At 70.5% G+C, this 22,205-nt stretch carries 19 protein-coding genes and 1 pseudogene; 8 read left to right on the top strand and 12 right to left on the bottom strand.

Annotated elements, in window-relative coordinates; translation table 11 throughout:
- The 5 genes from LTT61_RS30180 to LTT61_RS30160 form a co-directional block, all read right to left on the bottom strand.
- A complete protein-coding gene (locus LTT61_RS30180) occupies positions 1-840 on the bottom strand; it encodes an MlaE family ABC transporter permease (protein WP_420094841.1) in 840 nt (279 codons plus the stop codon).
- A 19-nt stretch (positions 841-859) separates the two neighbouring features.
- Positions 860-1,600: an MlaE family ABC transporter permease gene (locus LTT61_RS30175; protein WP_233021256.1), complete on the bottom strand. Its 741-nt coding sequence runs from the start codon at positions 1,598-1,600 to the stop codon at positions 860-862.
- Between the two features lie 169 nt (positions 1,601-1,769).
- Entirely contained in the window at positions 1,770-3,248 is a 1,479-nt protein-coding gene (locus LTT61_RS30170; RefSeq protein ID WP_233017400.1) for an aldehyde dehydrogenase family protein, read from the bottom strand.
- A 173-nt stretch (positions 3,249-3,421) separates the two neighbouring features.
- Positions 3,422-3,817 carry a hypothetical protein gene (locus tag LTT61_RS30165; protein WP_420094713.1) on the bottom strand — a complete coding sequence of 132 codons (396 nt, stop codon included), beginning with the start codon at positions 3,815-3,817 and terminating at the stop codon, positions 3,422-3,424.
- 23 nt (positions 3,818-3,840) lie between these two features.
- Positions 3,841-4,527 carry a TetR/AcrR family transcriptional regulator gene (locus LTT61_RS30160; protein WP_233017399.1) on the bottom strand — a complete coding sequence of 229 codons (687 nt, stop codon included), beginning with the start codon at positions 4,525-4,527 and terminating at the stop codon, positions 3,841-3,843.
- 233 nt (positions 4,528-4,760) lie between these two features.
- Here LTT61_RS30160 and LTT61_RS30155 point away from each other — a divergent pair, with 233 nt between their 5' ends.
- From LTT61_RS30155 to LTT61_RS30135, 5 genes are read left to right on the top strand one after another with little or no spacing between them, the layout of a single operon-like run.
- Positions 4,761-5,936, top strand: a complete 1,176-nt coding sequence (locus tag LTT61_RS30155) for an amidohydrolase family protein (protein ID WP_233017398.1) — start codon at positions 4,761-4,763, stop codon at positions 5,934-5,936.
- A complete protein-coding gene (locus LTT61_RS30150; RefSeq protein WP_233017397.1) occupies positions 5,933-7,171 on the top strand; it encodes a M24 family metallopeptidase in 1,239 nt (412 codons plus the stop codon). Before LTT61_RS30155 ends, LTT61_RS30150 begins: the two co-directional genes overlap by 4 nt.
- Positions 7,161-8,273, top strand: a complete 1,113-nt coding sequence (locus tag LTT61_RS30145; RefSeq protein WP_233017396.1) for a M24 family metallopeptidase — start codon at positions 7,161-7,163, stop codon at positions 8,271-8,273. Before LTT61_RS30150 ends, LTT61_RS30145 begins: the two co-directional genes overlap by 11 nt.
- 26 nt (positions 8,274-8,299) lie before the next feature.
- On the top strand, positions 8,300-9,256 hold the full coding sequence (locus LTT61_RS30140; RefSeq protein ID WP_233017395.1) for an enoyl-CoA hydratase/isomerase family protein: 957 nt from the start codon (positions 8,300-8,302) through the stop codon (positions 9,254-9,256).
- 16 nt (positions 9,257-9,272) lie between these two features.
- The gene (locus LTT61_RS30135) at positions 9,273-11,648 is read left to right on the top strand and encodes a CoA transferase (RefSeq protein WP_420094840.1); all 2,376 of its coding nucleotides are present in this window, start codon (positions 9,273-9,275) and stop codon (positions 11,646-11,648) included.
- A 3-nt stretch (positions 11,649-11,651) separates the two neighbouring features.
- Here the strand turns inward: LTT61_RS30135 and LTT61_RS30130 are convergent, their stop codons facing one another.
- Both LTT61_RS30130 and LTT61_RS30125 read right to left on the bottom strand, forming a co-directional pair.
- A complete protein-coding gene (locus LTT61_RS30130) occupies positions 11,652-12,800 on the bottom strand; it encodes a hypothetical protein (protein WP_233017393.1) in 1,149 nt (382 codons plus the stop codon).
- Positions 12,787-13,620, bottom strand: coding sequence for a hypothetical protein (locus LTT61_RS30125; protein ID WP_233017392.1), 834 nt, complete (start codon positions 13,618-13,620; stop codon positions 12,787-12,789). The genes LTT61_RS30130 and LTT61_RS30125 overlap by 14 nt, the downstream gene beginning before the upstream one ends.
- A gap of 152 nt (positions 13,621-13,772) precedes the next feature.
- Between LTT61_RS30125 and LTT61_RS30120 the strand changes: the two genes are divergently transcribed.
- Entirely contained in the window at positions 13,773-14,285 is a 513-nt protein-coding gene (locus LTT61_RS30120) for a hypothetical protein (protein ID WP_233017391.1), read from the top strand.
- Here LTT61_RS30120 and LTT61_RS30115 read toward each other — a convergent pair.
- Positions 14,275-16,166 (bottom strand): annotated as a pseudogene (locus tag LTT61_RS30115) (S9 family peptidase). The gene LTT61_RS30120 and the pseudogene LTT61_RS30115 sit on opposite strands and share 11 nt — an antisense overlap.
- Positions 16,167-16,319: 153 nt before the next feature.
- Between LTT61_RS30115 and LTT61_RS30110 the strand changes: the two are divergent.
- Positions 16,320-17,051: a MerR family transcriptional regulator gene (locus LTT61_RS30110; RefSeq protein WP_233017390.1), complete on the top strand. Its 732-nt coding sequence runs from the start codon at positions 16,320-16,322 to the stop codon at positions 17,049-17,051.
- Positions 17,044-18,564: an alpha/beta fold hydrolase gene (locus LTT61_RS30105; protein ID WP_233017389.1), complete on the top strand. Its 1,521-nt coding sequence runs from the start codon at positions 17,044-17,046 to the stop codon at positions 18,562-18,564. Before LTT61_RS30110 ends, LTT61_RS30105 begins: the two co-directional genes overlap by 8 nt.
- Before the next feature lie 109 nt (positions 18,565-18,673).
- On the opposite strand, the gene LTT61_RS30100 is transcribed toward LTT61_RS30105, so the two are convergent.
- From LTT61_RS30100 to LTT61_RS30085, 4 genes are all read right to left on the bottom strand, one after another.
- A complete protein-coding gene (locus LTT61_RS30100) occupies positions 18,674-19,876 on the bottom strand; it encodes a cytochrome P450 (protein WP_233017388.1) in 1,203 nt (400 codons plus the stop codon).
- Positions 19,877-20,010: 134 nt separating this feature from the next.
- A complete protein-coding gene (locus LTT61_RS30095) occupies positions 20,011-20,661 on the bottom strand; it encodes a TetR/AcrR family transcriptional regulator (protein ID WP_233017387.1) in 651 nt (216 codons plus the stop codon).
- A gap of 81 nt (positions 20,662-20,742) precedes the next feature.
- On the bottom strand, positions 20,743-21,975 hold the full coding sequence (locus tag LTT61_RS30090) for a cytochrome P450 (protein WP_420094712.1): 1,233 nt from the start codon (positions 21,973-21,975) through the stop codon (positions 20,743-20,745).
- A gap of 26 nt (positions 21,976-22,001) precedes the next feature.
- The gene (locus LTT61_RS30085; RefSeq protein WP_233017386.1) at positions 22,002-22,196 is read right to left on the bottom strand and encodes a ferredoxin; all 195 of its coding nucleotides are present in this window, start codon (positions 22,194-22,196) and stop codon (positions 22,002-22,004) included.
- Positions 22,197-22,205 lie beyond the last annotated feature (9 nt).

Raw genomic sequence — 22,205 nt, 5'->3', positions numbered from 1 at the left:
TCATCCGGAGAGGTCGAAGTTGCCGTTGGAGCCGTAGACCGCGAGCGAGACCAGCAGCGTCACCGAGACGACCGCGATCAGCGAGGTGCGCACGGCATTGCCGACCGCGATCCCGACCCCGGACGGGCCGCCGGAGGCGAAGAAGCCGAAGTAGGTGTGGATCAGCAGGATCACCAGCGCCATGAGCATCGCCTGCAGGAACGACCAGAGCAGGTCGATCGGGTTCAGGAAGGTGCCGAAGTAGTGGTCGTAGAGCCCCGCGGACTGGCCGAGCAGGAACACCGTCATCACCCGGCTGGCGATGAACGAGGCGATCACCGCCAGCGCGTAGAGCGGGGTGATCGCGATCATCCCGGCCACCAGCCTGGTGCCGACCAGGTAGGCCACCGGCTCCACCGCCAGCGACTCCAGCGCGTCGATCTCCTCGTTGATCCGCATCGCGCCGAGCTGCGCGGTCGCGCCGGCCCCGAAGGTCGCGGCCAGCCCGATGCCCGCCACCACCGGCGCCGAGATGCGCACGTTGATGAAGGCGGAGAGGAAGCCGGTGAGCGCCTCGATGCCGATGTTGCCGAGCGAGCTGTAGCCCTGCACGGCGAGCGTGCCGCCGGTGGCAAGGGTGAGGAACCCGACGATCACGACGGTGCCGCCGAAGACCGCGAGCGCGCCCGAGCCCATGCTGATCTCGGCGATCAGCCTGATCGTCTCGCGGCGGTAGTGCCAGGCGGCGTAGGGCGCGGAGGTCAGCGCGCGCAGGTAGAAGAGCGCGTGGTCGCCGACCCGGCCGATGGCGAGGTAGGGCCGCCGGATCCGGCGGAGGTACTTGGGGTAGCGTGCGGCGATCGTCACGACCGGCCTCCTCTCAGCGGACCGTCAGCTGGATGCCGATCGCGGTGGCAACGACATTGATCACGAACAGCGCCATGAAGGCGTAGACCACCGTCTCGTTCACCGCGTTGCCGACCGCCTTCGCGCCGCCGGTTACGACCAGCCCGCGGTAGCAGGCGACCAGCCCGGCCACCAGCCCGAAGAGCAGCGCCTTGATCGAGGAGATGATCACCTCGTCGATCCCGGTGAGCAGGGTGAGCCCGGCGGCGAAGGCGCCCGGGTTCACGTCCTGCACGTACACCGAGAAGACGTAGCCGCCCAGGATGCCGATGATGCAGACCAGGTTGTTGAGCAGGAAGGCGACGAGCCCGGAGGCGAGCATGCGCGGCGTCACCAGGCGCTGCACCGGGTCGATGCCGAGCACCTGCATGGCCGCGATCTCCTCGCGGATGGTGCGCGAGCCCAGGTCGGCGCACATGGCGGTGGCGCCCGCCCCGGCCACGATGAGCACCGTGACCATCGGCCCCACCTGGGTGACCGCGCCGAAGGCGGCGCCCGCGCCGCTCAGGTCGGCGGCGCCGAGCTCGCGCAGCAGGATGTTGATGGTGAAGCTGACCAGCACGGTGAACGGGATCGCCACCAGCAGCGTCGGCACCAGCGAGACGCGCACGATGAACCAGGACTGCTCCAGGAACTCGCGGGTCTGGAACGGCCGCTTGAACAGGAACCGGACCGCGTCGGCGGACATGGCGAAGAGGCCGCCGACGGCCTGCATCGGCCGCGCGCCCGCCCGGACGACAGCGCGCAGCCGGCCCGGCGCCGCGGCCGTCACCCGCGGGCCGATCGTTGCCGTGCCCGGCGCCGCGCTCCCGGCGGCGCGGACTGGGCCCGGCCTCCGCGCGCGGACCCTTGGCACCCGCCGTGCACCGCGCTCCCCGCCGGGTTCACGGCAGCACCGTGGCGAAGGTCTTGCTCTCCAGGAACTCCTCCAGCCCGGCGGTGCCCATCTCACGCCCGATGCCGGACTGCTTGAACCCGCCGAACGGCGTGTCCGGGGCGAAGTACAGCCCGCCGTTCACGCTGAAGGCGCCGGCCCGGATCCGGCGCGCGACCGCGACCGCCCGGTCCTCGTCGGCGCTGTACACCGCGCCTGCCAGGCCGTAGATGGAGTTGTTGGCGATCCGCACCGCGTCGTCGTCGCCGTCGTGCGGCAGCACGACGAGGACCGGGCCGAAGACCTCCTCCTGGGCGATCTCGCTGTCCGGGTCGACGTTCGTGAGCAGCGTCGGGGTGTAGAACCAGCCGGGGTCGACCTTCTCGCCGCCGGTCACCAGCGTGGCGCCTGCCGCGACGGCGCGCTGCACCATGGCGTGCACCTTGTCCCGCTGCCGCTCACTGATCAGCGGGCCGAGGTAGGTGTGCGGGTGCGCCGGGTCGCCGGGCTTGATGTTCGCCATCGACTGGGCGACCGCAGCCACGATCTCGTCGTGCTTCGCCCGCGGCACCACCAGCCGGGTGGTGATGGCACAGCCCTGCCCCGCGTGCGAACAGATCATGAAGGCGGCCATCATCGCCGGCATCGCGGGATCGGCGTCGTCGAGCAGCACCATGGCGGACTTGCCGCCGAGCTCGAGGAAGACCTTCTTCACCGTCTCGCTCGCGGCGGCCATGATCCGGCGACCGGTGGCGGTGGAGCCGGTGAAGGTGACCATGTCGACGTCCGGGTGCGTGGTGAGCAGCGGCCCCACCTCGGGGTCGTCGCTGCTCAGCACGTTGACCACGCCGGCCGGGATGTCGGTGTGGTTCGCGATCAGCTCACCGAGGGCGAGGGTGATCAGTGGGGTGTCCGGGGCGGCCTTGAGCACGACGGTGCAGCCCGCCGCCAGCGCGGGGGCGAGCTTCGCCAGCGCCAGCTGGTTCGGGTAGTTGTAGGCGATGATCGCGGCGACCACACCGGCCGCCTCCTTCTCCACCCAGCGCCGGTGCTTGGCGCCGCGCGACTCCAGCTCACCGAGCTCCTCGCGGAACGAGTAGCCGCGCAGCAGCTCGGCGTAGTGCTTCACGATCTCCAGCGGCGCGTCGACCTGGGCCCGCTCGGTGAGCAGCCGGGCCGCGCCCGCCTCCGCGATGGTGAGTTCGCGCAGCTCCTCGACGTTCTCGACGAGCGCGCGGTACAGCTGGTCGAGGCAGTCCGCCCGGAAGCCGGGGTCGGTGGCCCAGGTGGTCTCGTCGAAGGCACGGCGCGCGGCGCGGATGGCCCGCTCGGCCTCGCCGACCCCGGCGTCCGGGGCCTGCCCGAGCACCGCGCCGGTGGCGGGGTTGCTCGTGGGGTAGGTCCGCTCGGCGCCGACGAGCTCGCCGTCGATCAGCAGCCGCCGGTCGGTGTTCAGCGCCGGCGCGGCGGTGGTTGCTTCGACGGTCATGTCTCTCCCGACGCGGTGGAAAATGGCATTCTCACTTGTGAACAAGGTTACATACTCAGGGCAAGAATTCAATACTCAAAGTTTGCCGGAGACGCCAAAACGCCACGGCGCGTGCGGGTTCGGAGACAGAACCCGCACGCGCCGTGGCGACGGAAGGGAGGGGTGGCCCGGAATCAGCCCACGGGGCTGAGGTCGGCGCCGACCGGGGGGAAGGCGGAGAGCCCGCTGCGGAAGACCTCGACGTCGCCGGGGACGACCGGAACCCCGGCGGCGGCCAGCGCCTGCGCCTTGAACGCCTGCGCGGCCACGCTGAGCCGGTGCACCACCGGCTCGATGCGGTGCTCGGGCGGGGTCGGCCAGCTCTCGCCCCAGACCACGACCTCCATGCCGCCGTCGTCCAGCGCCTTGACCAGCCCGCGGTGCGTCCTGGTGTCGTTGGCCAGCACCTCGGAGGCGATGGCGAGCGCGTGCGGCTGCCTGCCCTTGCCCTGGGTGGCCAGCACCGACTCCAGCTCCAGCACCTCGGCGCCGAGGATCCGCAGCGGGCGGGCATCGCCGAGCTCGGCCACCAGGACGGTGACGTCCCAGCCCGCTACGGCGCGGTCGAAGAGCCAGCCGCCCGCGTGCTGGACGACGTCGAGGACGTCGGCCCCGACGATATCGAGCCGGTAGCGGATGGTTCCCCACTTGAAGCGAAGTCGCGAGCCAGTGACCTGGTGTACTCGCTGAACACTTCGGTCAGCGGGATCGAACGATCGAGTAGCCATGAGATCTCCATTCCGTTGATGAAGGCGACGATTTCCATAGCCCGGAGTTCTGGGTCGAGGTCGGGCCGATACCGTCCGATCTCCTGGTTGTGCCGGATGGTCTCGGCGACGATGTCGACCGCCACCTTCCAGCGGTCGAGCAGCCGATCGTGCAGCGGAGCCTCGGGCAGCAGGTTCTCCACGAGCAGGACGACGAAGGTACCGACCAGCTCCGGGGAGCGGGCCATGCGATCCGGCACCCGGCGGATCTCGGCGATCAGGTCGTTGGTCAGGTCGGCGTCGCGCGCGTCGTCCGCGTCGCGGGCGTCGAGCACGGCGTGCAGCAACTGCTCCTTGGAGGTGAAGTGGTGCAGCAGCCCGGCCGGGGTGACCCCCGCTTCGCGGGCGATCTGGGCCAGGCTGGTGCTGCGCCACCCGTTCCGGGTGAGCAGCCGCTGGGCGACACCCAGAATCCGCTGCCTGCGGTCCTCGCCTTTGGCGAGGAGGGTGGCGTAGGGGCGAGGAGTAGTCACGAAGAGTTCCTGTCCGACAAAACCTAGTGAACACACAGTAGGTTGGTTTGGGCGGTGTGACAAGGGTCTCAGGGGAAGTTGTCTTCAAACAGTTCCCTCGACAACGAGTGATAACGTTATTCTCGCAGTACAGGGCCGTATTCTAGCCCGAATTTCAGCAATCTCCGGAATCCATTCTCTCCGATTGTGATAACGTCATTCCCACCACGATTCGAACCCATGGGAGGGTCACGATGTCGGTTCCCACCAGCAGCGTCTCGCTGTATCCGCCCGGCGGCTTCGGGCCACCGAAGGATCGCCGCGGGCACGCGGCGGGTGCGTTGGGCCTGCCGGTCGGCACCGAGGTGTTCTCGGCGGACAACCACATCTCGCTCGCGCACGACATCTTCTTCGAGCGCTTTCCGGAGGAGCTGAAGGACAAGGCGCCGCGGGTCTGGTACGAGGACGGCGCCTTCCAGCTCGGCCGCAAGGGGAAGTCCTTCCTGCCCGGCGATTTCAGCCACGTGCTGATGCAGTACGACCCGCTGGAGGGGTCGGGCAGCGGCAATCTGGAGGCCAGGATCTCGGACCTGCGCGCCGACGGCATCGCCAAGGAGCTCGCGTTCCCGAACGCCCTGCTCGCGCTGCTCTTCTACCCGGACCGGGCGATCCGCGAGCTCTGCTTCCGCACCTACAACGCCTATATCGCCGAGTTGCAGGAGCAGTCGAACGGCAGCTTCTACGGCGTCGGGCTGATCAACTGGTGGGACGGCGAGGGCGCGCGGCGCACCCTGACCGAGCTGAAGTCCCTGGGCCTGCGCACCTTCCTGCTCCCGCTCTCCGCGGGCAAGGACGAGGAGGGCAAGGTCATCGACTACGCCTCCACCGCCATGCGGCCGGTCTGGGAGGCGATCGAGGAGTCCGGCGTCCCGGTCTCGCACCACATCGGCGAGTCGCCGCTCTCGGCGCCCTGCGAGGTGAACAGCGTCGCCGTCGGCATGATGCACAACGTCGCGCCGTTCCGGGAAATGTTCGCCAAGTACATCTTCAGCGGCATCCTCGACCGGCACCCCGGACTGAGCATCGGCTGGTTCGAGGGCGGCATCAACTGGGTGCCGTCGGCGATCCAGGACGCCGAGCACATGCTCGCCTCCTTCCAGCACATGCTGGACCGGCCGGTGGAGCACGAGGTCCGCTACTACTGGGAGAACCACATGCGGGCCTCGTTCATGGTCGACCCGCTCGGGCTCTCGATGGTCGACCTGATCGGCCGCGACCGCGTCATGTGGTCCTCGGACTACCCGCACAACGAGAGCACCTTCGGCTACTCGGAGAAGTCCATCGCCACCGTGGTCGATGCGGTCGGACCGGAGGACGCGGCGCGCATCGTGAGCGGCAACATCCTCGACTTCCTCGGGCTGGCCGGATGACCGCCTTCGCCACCAGGCGTGGCAGCGTCACCTTCCCGATCCCGGACGTCCCCGACCGGGACCGGATGCGGCGGGAGACCGGGGCCAGGCTGCGCGCCAGCATGACGGCCAAGGGCGTCGACGCGCTGGTGCTGCTGAACAACAGCAATGTCGTCTACGCCACCGGGGCCAACTGGCCGCTCGGCGACGCCGGGCTCTCGCACGTCGAGCGCCCGGTCGCGGTGGTGCTGCGCGACGACCCGTGGCCGCACCTGTTCATGCCGTTCCGCGAGGGCGCCTCCGCCGAGCGCGACCTGCCCGCCGATCACCTGCACGGCCCGGTCTACCTCGAATTCGACGAGGGCGTGGAGAATTTCGCGCGGCTGCTGGCCGAGCTGATCCCGGCCGGGTCGAGCGTCGCGGTGGACGAGCACACCGGCGCCATGCTGCGCGCGGGCAAGCAGATCTTCCCCGGCGGCGCGCCGTCGGACGCGGCGCTGGTGGTCGGCCCCGCCAAGGTGGTCAAGACCCCGGACGAGATCTCCTGCATCCGCACCGCGTGCCGGATCACCGAGAAGGCCGTCACCGAGGTGCAGGCGGCGCTGGCGCCGGGCAGGCGGCAGATCGACCTCTCGGCCGGCTTCGTCCGCCGCGCCTTCGAGTACGGCGCCACCGCGAACATGCTCGACGCCATCTGGCAGGTCATGCCGGACACCAAGGCCGACGGCGTCTGGACCACCCACGGCGACCTGGCGCTCCCCCTGCTCACCACCGAGCGCGAGCTGGAGGCCGGCGACGTGCTCTGGACCGACGTCAGCATCACCTACGGCGGCTACTGCTCCGACTTCGGCCGCACCTGGCTGGTCGGCGGGCAGCCGAACGCCGCGCAGCAGCGGCAGTTCGACCAGTGGCGGACCATCCTGACCGCCGTGCTCGACGTGACGAAGGCGGGCGCCACCGCGGCCGACCTCGCCCGCGCGGCGATCGCCGCCAACGGCGGCGCCAAACCCTGGCTGCCGCACTTCTACCTGGGACACAGCATCGGGGTCAGCGCGGCCGAGATGCCCATGATCGGCACCGATCTCGGCGCGGAGTACGACGAGAACTTCGTCTTCGAGCCGGGGATGGTGCTGGTGCTGGAGCCGGTCGTCTGGGAGGACGGCACCGGCGGATACCGAAGCGAGGAGATCATCGTGATCACCGAGGAGGGGTGGACCCCTCTCACCGACTACCCGTACGCCCCCTATGGGAACTGAGATCCTGCCGGACGATCGCGCCCTGCGGCATGGGCGGCGCGATCGCGCACTGGCACAGATGCAAGCCCATGACCTGGACGTCCTCGTACTCGGCAGGCAGGCCAACGCCCGCTACGTCTCCGGCGCCCCGCAGCTCTGGGTGGCCGGGACCAGGCCCTTCGGCCCGGTCGCGACGGTGATCAGGGAGACCGGGGAGGTGCACCTGCTGAGCACCTGGGACGAGGGCATCCCGGACGACATTCCGCACGACCACCTGTACGGGCTGGTCTGGAATCCGCTGAACACCATGGCGGTGCTCCGCGACATCGCGGGCGCCTCGACGGCGGCGCGGGTCGGCACCGACTGCCTCTCCCCCACCTTCGCGCAGCTGCTGCCGATGGCCTTCCCGAACGCGGAGTTCGTCGACGGCGAGCAGGCCATGCGGGCGGCCCGGCGGATCAAGACCGAGCCGGAGGTCACCGTGCTGCGCGGCGCGCTGCGGGTGGCGCAGGCCGGGCTCGCGGCGGCCGCCGCCGAGCTGGCGCCCGGGCGCACCGAGCAGGCGCTGACCGGCGTGCTGCTGGAGGCGATGGCGGCCGGCGGGATCAGCACGCCCGCCCAGCAGGATTCGGTGTGGGTCACCTCGCGCGAGCATCCGTGGCGGCGCGCCGACGCGGACCGGACCGTGCGCCCCGGCGATCTCGTGGCGATCTCCGCCGGGGTGCTCGGTGACGGGTACATCGGGGAGGTCGGGCGGACCGTCGCGGTGCCCGGCGGGGACGATGCCGCGGTGGCCGCGCTGTTCCGGCGCAGCGAGGTGGTGCGGGAGCGGCTGCTCGCGGCGAGCCGGGCAGGCGAGCCCTCGAGCGGGCTGCTCGCGGCGTACGAGGCGGCCGGTGAGCCGCTGCCGCCGATGCCGGTGGCGCGCGGGCTCGGGATGGGGTTCGACCCGCCGGTGGTCTCGCCGCAGCTGCCCGCCACCGCTGCCGCTGAACGGCTGGAGCCGGGCATGGTGCTCGCGCTCACCGGGTACGTGTGGGAGTCGGGCGTCGGCGCGGTGTTCACCCGCGACGCCGTGCTGATCACCGACGACGGAGCCGAACTGCTCACCGACGCGCCCTGACTACCTCTTCGGCGAAGGAGCCGTTCATGTCCGTACCCGACCAGCCCTCCGCGGAAGAGATCATCCGCTACGAGAAGGATCCGAAGACCCGGATCGCCACCATCACCTTCGACCGCCCGGAGGCGCTGAACGCGCCGACCGCGGCGGCCCGGCTCCGCTACGCCGACCTCATCCACCGGGCCAGCGTGGACGACGAGGTCAAGGTGCTGGTGGTGCGCGGCGAGGGCCGGGATCTCGGCACCGGCGCCGACCTGCCCGAGTTCATGGCGATGCAGGAGTCCGAGGACCAGGGCCCGCGGCTGGCCGAGTTCCGCATCGGCCCCGACGAGGTGAAGTATCCGCCGCGCGGCTCCTTCCGGCACGGCGCCTCGGTGAGCCAGTGGTACGCCAACGCCTCGGCGGGCTGCCGCAGCCTGCAGGAGTTCAAGAAGATCTCCATCCTGGAGGTCAAGGGCTACTGCTACGGCTGGCACTTCTACCAGGCCGCCGACGCCGACCTGGTGATCTCCTCGGACGACGCGCTCTTCGGCCACCCCTCCTTCCGCTACTACGGCTGGGGCCCGCGCATGTGGACCTGGGCGCAGACCATGGGGCTGCGCCGCTTCCAGGAGATGGTCTTCACCGGCCGCGCCTTCTCCGCCGCCGAGATGTACGACTGCAACTTCCTGAACAAGGTGGTCCCGCGCGCCGAACTGGAGGCCGAGACCGCCAAGTACGCGCTGGCCTGCTCGCGCAACCGCCCCACCGACACGGTCTTCATGCAGAAGGTCTTCTTCGAGATCATGAAGCAGCAGCAGGGCGAGTACATGGGCAGCCTGCTCAGCGGCTTCTTCGAGTCCATGGGCGGGCACATCGCCGCCGACGAGGACGACCTCATGCTGGACAACGCCTTCGAGGGCGGGCTGAACAACTCGGTCAAGGACAACGACGACCGGTTCCCGCCCGACTTCCGGCTCAGCAGGTCGGGCCGGAACAAGCCGTAGGGGGTTGTTGTCCGTGATTGATGCCGCACCGCCGCTGAGGGATTGGCTGGTGGTCGATCTGGCGACCGGCATTTCCGGCGGGTACTGCGCGAAGTTGCTCGCCGACGGGGGTGCCCGGGTGGTGCGGGTGGAGCCGCCCGAGGGGGATCCGCTGCGCCGGTGGTCCGCGTCCGGTGCGGCGATCCCGTCCGGTTCGGACGGGGCGCTCTTCTCCTTTCTCGCCTGCTCCACGGAGAGCGTCGTCGCCGACGCGGCGGCCGATCTCGACCTGGTCGAGAAGCTGCTGGCCGCCGCGGACGTGGTGCTCTGGTCCGCCGGTTCGCGGCCGGCCGAGCACTTCACCCCCTCGATGCTGCGGCGGCGGTATCCGCACCTCGTGGTCACCGCGATCACGCCGTTCGGGCTGACCGGGCCGTGGAGTTCGCGGGCCGCGACCGAGTTCACGCTGCAGGCGTGGTCCGGCGGGATCGTCGGGCTCGGGCGCGGGGCGCCGGACCGGGCGCCGGTGCACGTCGGCGGGCGGATCGGGGAATGGTTCGCGGGCGCGCACGCGGCGGTGGCGACGCAGGTCGCGCGGTTGCGCGGCGGTGGCGCGCTGGTCGATCTCTCGATGCTGGAGACGCAGATCCTGGGGCTCACCTACTTCCCGGTGTCGTTCCACGACGGGCTGGGCCGGCCGTTCCGGACCGAGCGCAGGCTCAGCGTGCCCGGGGTGGCGACCGCCGCGGACGGGCTGGTCGCGGTGGGGTGCGGGACCGCGCAGCAGTGGTACGACCTGTGTGCGATGGTCGGGCACGCGGAGTGGATCGACGAGGACACCGAGCTGTCGATCACCCAGCGGGCGGGCGCCAAGGCGGCCGAGATCCAGGCGTGGATGGCGGAGCAGCCGGTCGATGTCGTCCAGGATCTGGCGACGGCGTTCCGGATTCCGAACGGGCCGGTGGCGGATGGTGCCACGATCGCGGAGCTGGACCACCACGTGGCGCGGAAGTTCTTCACCACCAACCCGCGGGACGGGTTCACCCAGCCCGGGCCGCCGCACCGCACCTCCCCCGCGCTGCTGCGCGAGCCGGGGCCGCCGCCGCGGCTCGGTGAGCACACCGACTACTACCGGTCAGCGGAGCTGGGCCCGAAAACGGCTGCCGCGCCGGGCGATCCGCTTCCCTTCCGCGGGCTACGGGTGCTGGACCTGACCACCTTCTGGGCCGGGCCGTCCGTCACCCACTACCTGGCCCTGCTCGGCGCCGACGTGATCCACGTCGAGTCGGCCGGACGGCCGGACGGCACCCGGCTCATCGCCGGCGTCCCCGCTTCGGAACCGCAGTGGTGGGAGCGCTCCCCCATCTTCTCCGGGCTGAACACCGGGAAGCGTGGGCTCACCGTCGATTTCCGTACCGAGCGGGGGCAGGCGCTGCTGAAGAAGCTGGTCGCCACCTGCGATGTGGTCGTGGAGAACTACACCCCCCGCGTACTCGAGCAGATCGGGCTGGACGCGGCGAGCGTGCGCGCGCTTCGCCCGGACATCGTCATGGTCCGCATGCCCGGCTTCGGGCTGGACGGGCCGTGGCGGGACAACCCCGCCTTCGCCTACGTCATCGAGGACACCTCCGGAATCACCGCGCTCACCGGCTATCCCGACACCAACCCCATCGAGCCCTACTGCATCGGCGACCCCAACGCCGGGGTCCACGCGCTCAACGCGCTGTTGCTGGCGCTCGAGCACCGCCGCCGCACGGGCCGGGGTGTCGTGATCGAGGCGGCCATGGTCGAGGCGGCCATGAACGTCGCCGCCGAGCAGGTCATCGAGTACTCCGCCTACGGCGCGCTGCTCACCCGCGACGGCAACCGCGGCCCCGCCGCCGCCCCGCAGAACCTGTACCGCGCCGCCGGAACCGACGAGTTCGGCCGGGAGGATCTGTGGGTCGCCATCGCCGTCGCCGACGACGCGCAGTGGCGCCGCCTCCGCGAGGCGCTCGGCACCCCCATCTGGTCCCTGGACAAGGAGCTGTGCACGGCCGCCGGCCGCCGCCGCCACCACGACCTGCTCGACCGGCACCTCGCCGACTGGTGCGCCGAGCGCTCCCCCGACGAGATCGTCTCGCTCCTATGGGCCGCCGACGTCCCGGTGGCGAAGGTGCTGCAACCCCACCACCAGGCCGAACTCCCGCCGCTCGTGTCCCGCGGCTTCTTCGAGCCGGTCGAGCACCCGGTCTTCGGCACCGCTCGCCACAGCACCCTCCCGTTCTCCCTCTCCGACAAGCCGGCACAGCTGCACACGAGGCCCGCGCCCCTGCTCGGTGAGCACACCGAGGAGATCCTGCGGGAGCTGGGGCTGCCGGAGGCGGAGATCGCGGAGCTCTTCGCCGACAAGATCATCGGCGGGACGCCGTAGCTCTCAGCCGCCGATGCTCGGCCCCTCCGGCCAGATTTCCCGCAGCTCCCCAGGGGTGAGCGGTGCTCGATACGCCGCGCGCAGGACCGTGTCGACGGTGGCCGCCGGCGCCTCGGCCAGGTGCACGAACCAGTCGATGCCGGCGGCGTAGGCCCACAGATAGCTGCGCAGCTGCGGGTTGGCGCCGCGGTCGGCGAGCAGATCGGCGATGTAGCGATCGGTCCACCACGGCACCCGCCGCCGCGCGAGATCCGCGCAGCGCTCGATCGGCACCCCGCTCTCCAAGCGCAGGTGCAGCTCGGCCCGCACGAGTTGCGTGTAGTGATCGAGCCGGACCCGCGTGGCGAGCTGCCGGTCGTCGGCCGCGACGAACAGCGGCATCGCCTGCGCCCACCCCTCGAGCAGCACCTGCTGCGGGCCGTGCACCGACAGCAGCCGCACCCACGGCACATCCTCCTTCGCGCAGCGGGCCGCGATGCTCGCACTCTGCAAGCCGTGCCCGAGAACTTCGTGCAGCGCGAACTGGCGCGCGCGGACCTCGGTGTACTGCGCGTTCCGCGTGTTGAGCCGGAGCCGCACTCGATCCCCGGCCCCGTCCAGCCAGTACGCCCAGTACGCGTCCACCTCGGCCGTCTCGATACTCAGCCGGTACGGCGCATCCGAACCCGTCGCGGTCCGCACCGCGTTCTCGTAGTCCGCGGCAGCCGCGCGAATCGCCGCCGGCGCGTTCGCCGGTTCGATCGGGCCTTCGGCCGCGGTGAGTTCCGCCATCGCCTCGGGGCCCCACCCGATCCCGGCGGCATCGAGGCACTCCCGCGCGACCCGGCCGCGCTCGGCGACGTAGTCCGCGTCCCAGCCCGTGGCCGGACACCCCTGCGTCGCCCGAACATAATCGTCCAGCGGGATCCGCTCCCCCATCAGTGCCCGCAGGTACGCCGAGTCGGCGTCGACCCGCTGCGCGACAGCGGGTTCGGCGCAGTCCGCACGCAGCGCGCGCAGCCGGAGGAAGGTCGTGAGCCGGTCCACCGGCTCGATCGCACCGGCCGGGGCCGGGGGATGGAAGTCGTAGTCGATGACCGGAGGGGCACCGCGAGTCAGCTCGTGCTGATTCCACGCTCGGATAGCGTGTTCCACCGCGTCACGAGTGCGCACGCGCGACCTCCCAGCGCAGGGTCACCGACTGATTCGGGCGGAGGTGCTCACGACGGAGCGTGGCGACGACATCGCCGTCCTCATGGTCCCAGATCAGACGGTCCGCCGCCGAGTTCTCGGAGCCGTCCGGGTGCTCCTCGCTGGCCGCACAAGACACCAACTGTCCTGCTCCCGCATGACGCAGGTCGAGACGGAAGTGGCGTGTGTGCCGGTAGATCGACTGCCGCCAATACAGCGACTCGAGGAACCGGCCGCCCGAACACCGATACCCCACCGCAGCGGTCTCGCCGGGCTGGATCGGCGGTGAGATGAGGCAGGCGAACTTCACGAGATTCGCCGTGTCGTGAATGCGCTGGACCGCCACTCTGCGCGCACTGCTTCCGAGAGGTTCGACGCGGAGCCCGCCGTCCGTGTGCTTGAACCACAGTTCCCGAACCATTCGAGTCACCGGCCGGTCGGTCATGTTGAGCGTCTCATAGCGATAGGTCACCTCGGCGGCGTTGTCGGCGTCTATTCGCAGATCGATGTGCAAATCGAGGTTCACCACCTGCCCGGCCAATGAATCGTCCCATCGGGCCGGGTCGTTCAAGCGGTCAACCCTGCCGACAGTCTCGGCGAATCGCGCTCTGGCCGCCTCGTCCGCCCGCGCGAGGGCCTCATCCAATACGCGCTGTGTGACCGGACGCAAGGTGATGTCGCCGCCGTGCCGACTCCACTTGGTGACGGTGTTCTGTCCGACGCCGAGGTCAGCGGCGAACTCACGGATCGAGCGCCGAGTGGCGTTCTTCAGCGCGATTGCCTCGAAGCCCGTCCATTCCATCGCGATCCCCCTTCGCTGACTCCGGTCGAGTATTTCGCCAGAGTACGCAGGTGTCACGACGGTGTTGTGACGGTGGCTATTTCAACCGGCCGCTGCCCGGCACAGTTCGATATACGACTTCTGGCGAAGCTACACAAAAGGGGCGACTACCGATGCCGAGCAGACGCACATCCACCGACCTGCCGTCCGACACACTCGCGGCCACCCAGCCGGGGCTGCTCGACCACCGGCAACTGTCGCTGGCCATCACCGGGCACCTCTCCGGCTGTTCGCCGTTCATCGAATGGGGGCGTGAACTCGGGGACCTGCACGCCACACTGGTGGCCGTCACGATCTCGCCCGAGCTTCGTCCGCGAGACTTCGATGAGCGCGCCACGCGAGCGCGGGTCCGCGAGCTGATCGCCGACATCGACGAGTGGGCGGTGTTGCACCTGCCGCGGACGGTCAATATGCCGCGCCATACGCACTCCCTCGGCGAGGTTGTCAGCCACGTCGCCCAGGTCCACGCGGAGGTCTATCGCACGCTGCGGGGCTCCGGGAGCGCTCGGAAGCTTCATGACGCGGCCCACCGCATGGCACAAACTCTCGAGGGCTATGCGGACCTGATTTCCGCAGTCCACGGACGCCGGGTGCAGTTGCCTGACACCGAGCGTCTCACACCGTGATCGTGCCCTCCCTCGACGACTGCGGGGAAGAAGCACCGAGATGCTCCGCGAGGAACCGCTCCACCGCGCGGAACATGTCGATCTGGTTCTCCGGGTTCACGAACCCGTGCCCTTCATCGTCCTTGACGATGTACTCCACCTCGACGCCCCGATCACGCAGCGCGGCAACGAGATTGTCGGATTCGGCGCGCACCACGCGCGGGTCGTTGGCGCCCTGCAGCACCAGCAGCGGGGTGCGGATGCGGTCGACGTGCGTGATCGGCGAGCGGGCGAGCATGTCCGCCTCCTGCTCCGCATCGGCCGGGTCGCCGACGAAGAGGTGCCAGTTGTTGACGAGGTACGGCCTGGTGAACGCGGGGAGGGTGCGCAGGAAGTTCGGCAGGCTGGAGATGCCGACGTAGTCGATGGCGGCGGCGAAGACTTCCGGGGTGAAGGTGACGCCGACGAGCGCGGCGTAGCCGCCGTAGGAGCCGCCGAAGACGGCGACCCGGTCGCGGTCGGCGTAGCCCTGCGCGACGGCCCAGTTCACCGCGTCGATCACGTCGTCGTGCATAGCACCGGCGAACTCGCCGACGGCGGCGCTGGTGAACGCCTTGCCGTAGCCGGTCGAGCCGCGGAAATTCACCTGCAGCACCGCGTACCCGCGGTTCGCCAGGAACTGCACGGCCGCGGAGTAGCCCCAGTGGTCCCGGAACCACGGCCCGCCGTGCAGCAGCACCACCAGGGGCAGCCCGGTGGGCGCCACCCCGACCGGCAGCGTCAGGTGCGAGGGGAGCCGCAGCCCGTCCCGCGAGGTGATCGAGAACGGCCGCATGGGGGCGAGCGCGGCGGGGTCGAGGTGCGGGCGTGCCCGGCCGAGCAGCCTGCTCGCGCCGGTGGCGTGGTCGTAGAACCAGGCGACGCCGGGGTCACGGTCGTGCTCGAAGGTCACCACCCAGCGCTGCCCGGAGTCGTCGGCGGAGAGCGTCTCGATATCGCCGTCCGAGAGCGCGGTCAGGCGGTCCAGGATCTCGGCGAAGCCCGGGTCCAGTGCCCGGATCTCCAGCCGTTCGTCCAGGTAGCGCACGCCGAGCAGTTCCCGGTCGCACGGTCGGTGATGAGCGGGTCCGGCGCCGCCGGGTCGACCGTCGAGCGCGGGTCGAGGTCGAAGGACGGGTGGCTGTCCACGGCGGTCCTGGCGCCGGTGGCCAGGTCGAGCCGGACCAGCCGCATGCGGTCGGTGCCCTGGTTGGAGCCCATCCAGACGCCGGTGCCGTCCGGCGTGAGCCGGAAGGGCGCGATGTGCATGGGGTAGTCGCGGCCGGCGAAGCGGGCGATGCGCCGCGGACCATCCGGAGCGATCCGGGTGAGTTCGAGGTCGCCGGCGTCGGTGAGCCCGGTGCCGTAGACCGTGCCGTCGGGGGCGCGCAGGTAGGAGCCGATCCCACCGGGATTCCGGGTCACCTCGGTGAGCTCGCCGGATTCGATGTCCAGCTCGTAGAGGTCGAAGGCGACGGGGTCGCGCTTGTTCAGCTGGAGCTGCACGATGCCGGGCCGGTGCGCGGGCAGCTCCGGGGCCAGCGCGGCGACGCCGGGGAACGGGGTGAGGTCGACAGCGGCCGCCTCGGGGGCGTCCGGGTCGGCGCGGAAGAGGTGCCACAGCTCGTTCCCGCCCTCGTCCTGGGCGTAGAGCAGCCAGCGGGAATCCCTGGACCAGAAGACGTTCTGTACATTTCGGGTCTCGTCGGCGGTGACGCAGCGCGGTTCGCCACCCTCGACATCCCGGACCCAGATGTTCATCCGGTTACCGCGCGGGGCGAGGTAGGCGATGCGGGTGCCGTCCGGGGAGATGACGGGTGCGCTGAAGGCGGGTGAGCCGAAGAACTCCTCGACACCGATCATGGCGTTCCTTTCCGTCGAGCGGGGACGACCTCCATGACACACCCGGCCGCAACGGCATACTCAAGACATTCCGGGCATGACCCGGATCACCCTTGACTGTGCCGCTGCGGCACACCCCAGACTGGCCGCACCGACCGACCCGAGGAGGACAGCATGGGGTGGAGCACCAGGCAGCTCGCCGAGCTCGCCGGGACCAGCCTGCGCACGGTGCGGCACTACCACGAGGTCGGGCTGCTGCCCGAGCCCGAGCGGGGCAGCAACAACTACAAGCACTACGGCGTCACCCACCTGGTGCGGCTGCTACAGATCAAGCGGCTGACCGAGCTCGGCTTCTCGCTGCCGCAGATCGCCGAGATGGGCGACGCCAACGAGCACCCGGAGGCGGCGCTGCGCGCGCTGGACAACGAGCTGGCGGCCACCATCGAACGGCTGCAACGGGCCAGGGTCGAGTTGCAGCTGCTGCTGCGGCACGCGCCGCCGACCGACCTGCCGCCGGAGCTGGCGCTGGCCGCGGCCGAGGCCGACCTCACCAGCGCCGACCGCGGCATGGTGACGGTGCTGAGCAGGCTGCTCACCGGCGACCAGCTCGACGCCTACGCCGAGCTGATCCGCTCCGACGAACCGACCGCGGTCGACCGCGAGTTCGACGACCTGCCCGCCGACGCCGACCCCGCGACCCGCCGCGACCTGGCCGAGCGCATGGTGCCGCGGATCCGGCAACTGCTCGCCGCGCACCCGGACATGCGCGAGCTCGACCTGCCCCCGCAGCGCGCCGCCCAGACCATCGGCGTCGCCATGCGCGACCTCTACAACCCGGCCCAGCTCGACGTCATGCGGCTCATCGGCCTCGCGATGAAGACCGACCGAGGGGACACCCATGCGTAAGTTCGCCCTGCTCGCCACGCTACCGCTGCTGCTCGGCCTCGCCGCCTGCAGCGCCGACGCACCACCGGACCTGGACCGCTTCTACGGCCAGCAACTCACCTTCGGCCCGTGCGCCGGGTACGCCACGACGGCCGCCGACGAACAGGCGTTCGCCGGCGATCCGGCGCTGCAGTGCGCCCGGCTCGAGGTGCCGCTGGACCACACCGACCCCGACGGCCGCACCCTGAGCATCGCGGTGCTGAAGGCACCGGCACGCGGCGAGCGGCTCGGCTCGCTGCTGCTCAACCCCGGCGGGCCGGGCGGCCCCGGCATGAGCATGGCCGCGGTCGGCGCGCAGACGCTGGCGCAGAGCCCGGTGACCGAGCGCTTCGACCTGATCGGCTTCGACCCGCGCGGGGTCGGGGCCTCGGCCCCGGCGGTGGATTGCTTCACCGACGCCGAGATCGACGCCGGGCAGGCGATCACCTCGGTGCTGATCGGCCCGAAGACGCTCACCGCGGACGACACCCGCCGGGTGGTCGAGCGCTGCGCCGCAGGCTCCGGCGGGGAGGACGTCCTGGCACACCTCGGGACCAGGGATGCCGTGCGCGACATGGACATTCTGCGTGCCGCGCTCGGCGACGAGAAGCTGAACTTCCTCGGCCAGAGCTACGGCACCCGGCTCGGCGCGGTCTACGCCGAGACCTTCCCGGAGCGGGTGCGCGCGCTCGTCCTGGACAGCGCGATCGACCCGCTGAAGGGCACCGACGAGCGCAGGCTCACCCAGTACGCCGGGTTCCAGCGCTCCTTCGACGTGATGGCCACCGCCTGCGCCGCCACCCCGGACTGCCCGCTCGGCCCCGATCCCGCCCAGGCCACCGCCGCCTTCCAGGCACTGACCCGGCCACTCATCGAGCGCCCGATCACCCTCGCGGACGGCCGCCCGATGGAGTACGACGGCGCCGTCGGCAGCGTGGTCGCCGGGCTCTACGACGCCAGGGCCTGGCCGGTGATCTGGAAGGGGCTCACCGAACTCCGCGCCGGCGAGGGCACCACCCTGGCCGCGCTCGGCGACGCGTTCGGCGGCCGCGGCGCGGACGGCCGCTACGGCAACTTCACCGAGGCGCTCTTCGCCATCAACTGCCTCGATGAACAGCGGCACACCCCGGAGCAGGAGGTCGAGCTGAAGGGCCGAATTCAGCAGGTGGCCCCGTTCCTCGATACCGGCCTCGGCCCCGACGGCGCCCGCGACCCCTGCGAATCCTGGCCCGCCGAACCCACCCTCGGCTACCCCTACGCCACCGGCATCGAGAACCTCCCGCCCACCCTGACCATCGCCATCACCGGCGACCCCACCACCCCCTACGACGGCGGCGTGAGCCTCGCGAACACCCTCGGCGGCGCGCTGCTCACGGTGGAGGCAGAGCAGCACACGGTGGCGCTCGGCGGCACCAGCCGATGCGTCAACGACGCCGTCGCCGCCTACCTGATCGAGCTGCGAACCCCGGAGCCCGGCGCGCGCTGCACGGTATGACGCCGAAGTCCCGCACGCCACGCGCACCGCACCCTCGCGCGGCGCACACCGCAGGCTGCGATACCGGCAACGATCCGCCGCACCGCGCTGTTCGCGAAGGCGGGACCCTTCAGCGGGTGAAGGTGGGCAGCGTCTCCCACCCGCGCACGGTGGAGGTGGGCGAGAGCCGGGCGGCGCTCGAGTCCACCTCCCACTCCGGGAACCGCTTCAGGATCTCCTCGAGCGCGATCCGCCCCTCCAACCGCGCCAGCGCGGAGCCGAGGCAGAAGTGCGTGCCGACGCTGAACGACAGGTGCCCACGGGTATCCCGGTCGATGTCGAAGACGTCACCGTCGGGCGCGAACTGCCGCTCGTCGCGGTTGGCGGCGCCGATCAGCATCATCATGGCGCTGCCCGCCGGCACGGTCTGCCCGTGCAGCTCGACGTCGCGGGTGACGTAGCGCGCGACGTGCGGGGCTGGCGGCTGGAAGCGCAGCAGCTCCTCGACGGCCTTGGGAATGAGCTTCGGGTTCTCGACCAGCCTGCGGCGCTGGTCCGGGTGGTCGGCGAGCACCCGCCCGGCCCAGCCGATGAGCCGGGTGGTGGTCTCGTTGCCCGCGCCGGAGACGACGTTCACGTAGGTGAGCAGCTCGGTGCGGGTGAGCTTGCGCCACTGCCCGGTGTGGTCCTCGAACTCGACGTTGAGCAGCTCGGTCATGATGTCGTCGGCGGGGTTCTCCACCCGCCAGTCGATGTAGGCGGAGAAGATGTCGCCGGTGTCCATGCCCTCGGAGGCCGCCTTCATCGGCTTGCCCTCCTCGGTGCGCATCTGCTCGTTGGCGAAGTCCCGGATGGCCTCCTGGTCCTGCTCCGGGATGCCGAGCAGCAGGCCGATGGTGCGCATCGGCATCTGCGCGCCGATGTCGGCGATGAAGTCGAGCTTGCCGGTGCCGACGTGCGGCTCCAGGCTGTCCACGCAGTACTGCCGGATCTGTGCCTCCAGCGCCTGGATCTTGCGCGGGGTGAACATCCGGGACAGCAGCCCGCGGTGGATGTCGTGGATCGGCGGATCCTCGAAGATCACCACGCCGGGCGGGATCTCGATGTCGGCCTTGATCAACTCGATGATCGCACCCTTGGCGGAGCTGTAGGTGGCGTGGTCGATCAGTGCCGCGTTGACGTCCGCCCATCGGCTGATGGCGTAGAAATCGTGCTTCTCGTTGTAGTAGAGCGGCAGCTGGTCGCGCAGCCGCTTGAACATCGGGAAGGGGTCCGCGTTGAGCTCGACGTCGTACGGGTCGTAGTACACGTCGCTGGCCGCACTGGTGGTCACAGGGATTCGCCTCTCTGGAGAACAGCGAACGCCAGTGTAACGCACCTTCTCTAATGACGAGAGTCGCATTCTCTCGCGGTTCGGAGAGAAACGAAAAGGCCCCGGCGAACCGGGGCCTCTGGGGAGCGGGGAGATCAGCGGGCGGCGATGCCGTGCGCGCAGAAGCGCCAGACCTCGTCGGCGGTGATCGGGTCGGGATCGCCGTCGGTGTCCGACGGCTGCGCGATGAACATGACCGTCTGCATGGTCAGCGCGGCCAGCCTGCGCGGGTTGCCGTCGGGCACGAGCGCGCCCGCCTCCTGCGCCTCGACGAGCAGGTCGGCGAAGAGCGTGAACAGCGCCGTGTGCGCCGAGCGCACCGCGTTCGGGTGCGAGCCGATCAGCTGCGGCGCGAACTCGGTGAAGAGCGGGCGCCGCGCCTCCGGGTCCGGACGGCAGAGCTGGAACAGCAGCTCGACGGCGGTGCGCAGCTTCGCCACCGGGTCGTCGGCGGTGCCGGTGGCGGCCCTGATCTGCGCGGCGGTGCGGCCGACCGCGTCCTCGTAGAGCGCGAGCAGCAGCTCGTGCTTGCCGTCGAATTGCAGGTAGAAGCTGCGCAACGACTGCCGGGAGCGGTCGACCACCTCCTGCACCGTGAAGTCGGTGCTCCCCTTCTCGGTGATGATGGCCTGCGCGGCGTCCAGGAACTTCTGCACCCGGTCGCCCGCCCGCTGCGTCGCGGTGCGCAGCGACCGCTCCACGGCACGCGCCTTCCAAGCGGGCTGCTGCTCCTCACTGGTGTGCATCAGGGCACTATACTCGGCGCGGCGGCGCATTGTACGGTGACGCGCAGTGGCGCACAACACGTGCGCGCCGCTCCGCCGTCCCTACCAGGCGACCGGCAGCGCATAGACGCCGAAGGCGAGCCGGTCGTGCTTGAACTCGACCTCCTCGAACGGAATCGCAAGGCGCAGTGTGGGAATCCGCCGCGCCAGCGTGCCGAAGACGATCTGCAGCTCGGCCCTGGCCAGCTGCTGCCCGACGCACTGGTGCGGCCCGAAGCCGAAGCCGACGTGCTGCAGCGCGGGCCGGGTGATATCGAGCCGCTCCGGCTGCTCCCATGCCTTCTCGTCCCAGTTCGCCGGGGCCAGGTCGAAGATCATCCCCTCGCCCGCCCGGACCGTGACACCCGCGATCTCGATGTCCTCCAGCGCCACCCGGCGCTGCCCGTTCTGGATGACGCTGAGGTAGCGCAGCAGCTCCTCGACCGCGCTCGCGACCAGCTTCGGGTCGTCGCTGGTGCGCAGCAGCTCCCACTGCTCCGGATTGTGCAGCAGCGCGAGGACGCCGAGCGAGATCATGTTCGCGCTGGTCTCGTGGCCGGCGATGAGCAGCCCGGTGCCGAGCTGGGCGGCCTCGCGCATATCGATCTCGCCGGCCCGCACCCGCTCGGCGATGTCGGAGAGCGCGTCCTCGGCCGGCTCCTCCAGCTTCTGCTTCACCAGCTCGACCAGGTAGCGGGCCAGGGTGCTGCGCCCGGCCTCGGCCTGCTCCTTGGTGGCGAAGCGGTCGACGTTGGCGCTGGCGTGCTGCTGGAAGAACTCGTGGTCGGCGTAGGGGACGCCGAGCATCTCGCTGATCATCAGCGTCGGCACCGGCAGGGCCAGCGCCGCGACCAGGTCGGCGGGCTGCGGCCCGGCCAGCATGGCGTCGATGTGCTCGTCGGTGACCTGCTGGATCACGTCGCGGAGCTGCTTGACCCGCTTGAAGGTGAACGGCTTGGTGAGCATCCGGCGGTAGCGCTGGTGCTCCTCGCCGTCGGTGGTGAAGAGCGATTTCGGCCTGGAGTCCTTGATCGCCTTCATGCCCTCGTTCCAGTACGGGAAGCCGGGCACCTTGTCGTTCACGCTGACCCGCGGGTCCGACATCAGCTCCTTGAACTCGGCGTGGCCGGTGACCAGCCACGGCGTGCTGCCGTCCCAGATCCGCACCCGGTTCAGCGGGCGGGCCCGCCCCATGCTCAGGGCCTGCTCGGGCGGGGCGAAGGGGCAGCCGGCGGAGCGCACCATCGGGTACTCGGGCACCTCCGCGGTCACGCTGCTGGTGGCTGTTTCGGTCACGGTTCACTCCTGGAGGGTGGGGGAATTCATTCCTCGACGTGGATCGCCATGGCGGGGCAGACCGCCGCCGCCTGGCGCACCTCGTCGGCGAGCTCTTCGGGCGGGTTCGGATCGAGCAGTTCGACGATGCCGTCGTCGTCGCGCTGGTCGAAGACCTCCTCCGCGTGCATCACGCAGTGCCCGGCCGCGACGCACTTGATCTGATCGACGGTGACTTTCATTGGTTCTCT

Origin of the sequence: Nocardia asteroides, from assembly GCF_021183625.1 — a bacterium.
Lineage (GTDB): Bacteria > Actinomycetota > Actinomycetes > Mycobacteriales > Mycobacteriaceae > Nocardia > Nocardia asteroides_A.
The sequence above is the reverse complement of the archived record's forward strand: the minus strand, read 5'-3'. Positions and strand labels throughout refer to the sequence as shown.

Bases quoted from the DNA above. Each gene is read 5' to 3' on its own strand.
- LTT61_RS30175 (WP_233021256.1), bottom strand. From the start codon at position 1,600: ATGCAGGCCGTCGGCGGCCTCTTCGCCATGTCCGCCGACGCGGTCCGG.
- LTT61_RS30170 (WP_233017400.1), bottom strand. From the start codon at position 3,248: ATGACCGTCGAAGCAACCACCGCCGCGCCGGCGCTGAACACCGACCGG.
- LTT61_RS30155 (WP_233017398.1), top strand. From the start codon at position 4,761: ATGTCGGTTCCCACCAGCAGCGTCTCGCTGTATCCGCCCGGCGGCTTC.
- LTT61_RS30150 (WP_233017397.1), top strand. From the start codon at position 5,933: ATGACCGCCTTCGCCACCAGGCGTGGCAGCGTCACCTTCCCGATCCCG.
- LTT61_RS30145 (WP_233017396.1), top strand. From the start codon at position 7,161: ATGGGAACTGAGATCCTGCCGGACGATCGCGCCCTGCGGCATGGGCGG.
- LTT61_RS30140 (WP_233017395.1), top strand. From the start codon at position 8,300: ATGTCCGTACCCGACCAGCCCTCCGCGGAAGAGATCATCCGCTACGAG.
- LTT61_RS30125 (WP_233017392.1), bottom strand. From the start codon at position 13,620: ATGGAATGGACGGGCTTCGAGGCAATCGCGCTGAAGAACGCCACTCGG.
- LTT61_RS30120 (WP_233017391.1), top strand. From the start codon at position 13,773: ATGCCGAGCAGACGCACATCCACCGACCTGCCGTCCGACACACTCGCG.
- LTT61_RS30110 (WP_233017390.1), top strand. From the start codon at position 16,320: ATGGGGTGGAGCACCAGGCAGCTCGCCGAGCTCGCCGGGACCAGCCTG.
- LTT61_RS30105 (WP_233017389.1), top strand. From the start codon at position 17,044: ATGCGTAAGTTCGCCCTGCTCGCCACGCTACCGCTGCTGCTCGGCCTC.
- LTT61_RS30095 (WP_233017387.1), bottom strand. From the start codon at position 20,661: ATGCACACCAGTGAGGAGCAGCAGCCCGCTTGGAAGGCGCGTGCCGTG.
- LTT61_RS30085 (WP_233017386.1), bottom strand. From the start codon at position 22,196: ATGAAAGTCACCGTCGATCAGATCAAGTGCGTCGCGGCCGGGCACTGC.